This is a genomic window from Pseudomonas protegens, from assembly GCF_003732485.1.
GTDB classification, from domain to species: Bacteria; Pseudomonadota; Gammaproteobacteria; order Pseudomonadales; family Pseudomonadaceae; genus Aquipseudomonas; species Aquipseudomonas protegens_B.
Map to the genome: position 1 here is coordinate 174,217 of NZ_MOAK01000061.1, position 4,253 is coordinate 178,469.

At 61.6% G+C, this 4,253-nt stretch carries 3 protein-coding genes and 1 pseudogene; all 4 read right to left on the reverse strand.

What is annotated here, in order from left to right:
- Positions 1-1,188 (reverse strand): annotated as a pseudogene (locus tag BLX41_RS35585) (heavy metal translocating P-type ATPase); the annotation flags it as partial.
- A gap of 100 nt (positions 1,189-1,288) precedes the next feature.
- Positions 1,289-1,825 (reverse strand): FixH family protein, encoded by a 537-nt coding sequence (locus tag BLX41_RS17040; RefSeq protein ID WP_123725833.1) that lies wholly within the window; start codon positions 1,823-1,825, stop codon positions 1,289-1,291.
- An 18-nt stretch (positions 1,826-1,843) separates the two neighbouring features.
- On the reverse strand, positions 1,844-3,259 hold the full coding sequence (ccoG, locus tag BLX41_RS17045) for a cytochrome c oxidase accessory protein CcoG (RefSeq protein ID WP_123725834.1): 1,416 nt from the start codon (positions 3,257-3,259) through the stop codon (positions 1,844-1,846).
- Between the two features lie 393 nt (positions 3,260-3,652).
- Positions 3,653-4,253 (reverse strand): cytochrome-c oxidase, cbb3-type subunit III (gene ccoP / locus BLX41_RS33710; RefSeq protein ID WP_185073613.1); only part of this gene is annotated, 601 nt, incomplete at its 5' end.

Consider the following 4,253-nt stretch of genomic DNA (forward strand, 5'->3'; position numbering starts at 1 on the left):
GGCCTGGACTTCCACCGTCAATGCGCCTTCGACGTTCAGCGTGCCTGCGGTGACCGTGTCGCCCTGGTTTCGGGGTTGGGGCAGGTATTCGCCGGTGAGCAGGGATTCGTCGATGCTCGATTGGCCGTCGAGGATCTTGCCATCCGCCGGCAATACCGCGCCGGGATGCACCAGCACCCGGTCCCCCAGGCGTAGCTCAGTGAGCAGGATGCGTTCGCTCTGGCCGTCTTCGTCCAGGCGCAGGCACGACGCGGGCAGCAGGTTGACCAGTTGTGCGGTGGCTGCCGCAGTGCGTTCCCGGGCTCGGCGTTCCAAGTAGCGCCCTGCCAGGAGAAACAGGGCGAACATGCCGACTGCATCGAAATACAGCTCGCCGACGCCGCTGATGGCGGTCCAGATCCCTGCCAGATAGGCCCCGCCGATGGCCAGGGACACCGAGACATCCATGGTCAGGTGACGGGTGCGCAAGTCGCGCATGGCGCCCTTGAAGAAAGGTGCGCAGCTGTAGAACACGATGGGGGTGGTGAGGAACAGCGCGACCCAGCGCAGGATGGTGTGCAGCTCCGGACTCAGGTCGATATTGAATTCCGGCCAGGTGGCCATGGTCGCCATCATCGCTTGGAACCACAGCAGTCCGGCGACCCCCAGCTGACGCAGGGCCAGGCGGTTTTCGCTGGCCAGTTGCTCGCTGGCGCGGTCCGGCTGGTAGGGATGGGCGGCGTAGCCGATATGCCGCAGTTCGTTGAGAACCTGGCTCAGGGGCAGTTGGCTATCGGCCCAGCGCACATGCAGTCGGTGGTTGGAAAGGTTGAGGCGGGCCTCGACCACTGCCGGCAGGCTGCGCAGGTGTTTTTCGATCAGCCAGCCACAGGCGGCGCAACTGATGCCTTCCATGAGCAGAGTGGTTTGCGCCAGCTCGCCTTCGTGGCGGACAAAGGGTTGTTGCACGTCGGCGCGATCGTACAGCGCCAACTCGTCCAGCAACTGCACGGGCAAGGCTTCGGGGTTGGCCGAGGCCTCACTGCGGTGACTGTAGTAGTGCTCCAGGCCACCAGCGACAATGGCTTCGGCCACCGCCTGACAACCCGGGCAGCAGAACTCCCGGGATTCGCCGAGCACGACGGCGGTAAACCGGCTGCCGGTGGGAACCGGCAGGGCGCAGTGGTAGCAAGGCAGTGGCGTGGTCATCGGCGGTCTTTGTGGTCGGGAAAAAACTCATCGCCGGCAAGTCGCCTGCAACCCGGGTGAGGGGAAAGGCGGCGGGCCGGCGATGGACGACAGGTGTTGATCAGTTCAGGTCTTCCGCCCCTTGCAGCGGCTCATCGCCCAGCAGCAGGTCCTTGTCGTGGCTGACCTGTTCCTCTTCGAACATGCGCCAGGTCTTGTCGCCTTCGACTCCCAGCAGTTCGACGAAGCGCCGGCCTTCGACCTGATCGGTCAACTGGCCAATGTAGCGACCTTGTTCGGTTTCGCTGCGGGTGAGGGTGATCTTGCGGTCTTTCTCGGGCTGGGTCGGCGAGATCAGGTTCAGTTCCAGGGTCTTGGGCTGGCTGTTACCGCTCAGGCGCAGTTCCACTTCGCCGGTCAGTTCGTCGAGGTGCACGTTGGCGCGCATCTTCAGCGTCTGGGCCAGCAGCTCGCGGTCCAGGGAGCGGTTGATGCCCTTGCCGGCCTCGTAGTAGTTGTCGTTCACCAGGTTGTCCGGGTTGTTCACGGCAATGGTCACCATGGACAGGGTCAGGGTCACCGAGCAGGCGAGGATGCCGATGATGATCCAGGGCCAGAGGTGTTTGTACCAGGGGCTGGTGGTGGTAGCTGCGGGCATGATCACTTCTCTTGGCTCTTAACGAATTTGTGGGCCGATGAACCGGCTCTTGGCTTCAACGTGGACGCTGTCATCGTCGGCATCCTTGAGGATGAATTTCACCTCGTTGGTGGTCGATGGCAGTTGCTCTGGAGCGATGGACAGTTCCACTGGCATGCTGACGATATCGCCGGCCACCACATGGATCTCACGCTTGCCCTGCAGCTTCAGGTCCGGCAGGCCGGCGGCATCGAGCACGTAGGTGTGGTCGCGCTGGTCCTTGTTCATGATCTTCAGGCTGTAGACGTTTTCGATCCGGCCTTCTGAGTTTTCGCGGTACAGCACCCGGTCCTTGCTGACATCGAAGCCCACCAGTGAACGCATGAAGAATGCGGTGACCAGCAGGCCGATCATGGCCAGCAACACCAGGGCGTAACCGATCAGGCGCGGACGCAGTTTATGGGTTTTCTGTCCCGAGAGGTTGTGTTCGGTGGTGTAGCTGATGAGCCCGCGGGGATAGTCCATCTTGTCCATGATGCTGTCGCAGGCATCGATGCAGGCGGCGCAGCCGATACATTCGATCTGCAGGCCATCGCGGATGTCGATGCCGGTGGGGCAGACCTGGACACACATGGTGCAATCGATGCAGTCGCCCAGACCCTGGGCCTTGTAGTCGGCACCTTTCTTGCGTGGGCCACGACTTTCGCCACGGCGTGGGTCGTAGGACACGATCAGGGTGTCCTTGTCGAACATCACGCTCTGGAAGCGCGCATAGGGGCACATGTAGATGCACACTTGCTCACGCAGCCAGCCGGCGTTGCCGTAGGTGGCCAGGGTGAAGAAGCCGACCCAGAAGTACGACCAGCCATCGGCCTGGCCAGTGAAGAAGTCGATGACCAGTTCGCGGATCGGCGAGAAGTAGCCGACGAAGGTCATGCCGGTGACGAAGCCGATCAGCAGCCAGAGGCTGTGCTTGCTGAGTTTGCGCAGGAACTTGTTGGCGCTCATGGGCGCCTTGTCCAGCTTGATGCGCTGGTTGCGGTCGCCTTCGGTGACCTTTTCGCACCACATGAAGATCCAGGTCCAGACGCTCTGCGGGCAGGTGTAGCCGCACCAGACGCGTCCGGCATAGACGGTGATGAAGAACAGGCCGAAAGCGGCAATGATCAACAGGCCCGAGAGCAGGATGAAGTCCTGGGGCCAGAACGTGGCGCCAAAGATGAAGAACTTACGTTCCGGCAGGTTCCACCAGACAGCCTGGTGGCCACCCCAGTTGAGCCAGACGGTGCCGAAGTACAGCAAGAACAGTCCGGCGCCGCCCAGCATGCGCAGGTTACGGAACAGGCCAGTGAAGGCGCGGGTGTAGATTTTTTCCCTGGAGGCGTAGAGGTCGACGCTGGTGGTCGCGTTTTTGGCAGGAGGGGTAACGTCTTGTACGGGAATCTGGTTGCTCATCATTGCATCCCACGGCAGTGGAAAAATGCCTCGGCCAGTACATGCCGGCCGGGGTCAAAAAGGGGTGTTGCAGTGGCGCAATGATACGCCTGTAGCTCTAGCGCAAGGGTGCGACCTTTGGTCGCGTTGGGGGAAATCAACTGATGGTGTAATGACTTGAATCAATTGACTTGTGGATTATGGACCGTTTTGCGCCGTGCGCCGTTCAATTCTTCCATGGGTTGAGCAGGTGTATGCCGCAGGCCTTGAAGTCCTCCATATTGTAGAAACGTTACTGCCGGGTTGCCGCGAAGGGCGATCCACCGTCGAGCTCAGCCGATGTAAGGCGCAAACAAAACGGCCCCGCCAATGTTGATTGGCGGGGCCGTTGAGTGTTGCTTTCAGTCGTCGCTCTTACTCGGCGTCGGCCTGCTTGTCACCATGGGACAGGCTGTAGACATAAGCCGCCAGCAGGTGAACCTTGTCATTGCCTTGCAGTTGTTCCTGAGCAGGCATCACGCCCTGACGGCCGTGACGAATGGTCTGCTGCAGTTGGGCGAAGCTCGAGCCGTAGATGAAGGCTGCCGGGTGAGTCAGGTTCGGGGCGCCCATGGCTGGGGTGCCTTTGCCTTCCGGACCGTGGCAGACCGCGCAGTTGGCGGCGAACAGCTTCTGGCCATTGACCGGGTCGGCCTTGATGCTTTCCGGCAGTTTGCGGCCGTCGAGGTTGGTCAGGACATAAGCGGCAACGTCACTGACGCCCTGTTCCTTGATCACGTCCACCCAGGCTGGCATCACCGCGTGGCGACCGCCCATGATGGTGGCCTTGATGGTTTCCGGCTCACCGCCCCAGCGCCAGTCGGCGTCGGTCAGGTTGGGGAAGCCATAGGCGCCCTTGGCGTCGGAACCGTGGCAGACCGAGCAGTTGGACGCGAACAGGCGACCACCCATTTTCAGGGCTTGCGGGTCCTTGGCCACTTCTTCGATAGGCATGGCGGCGTACTTGGCGAAGATC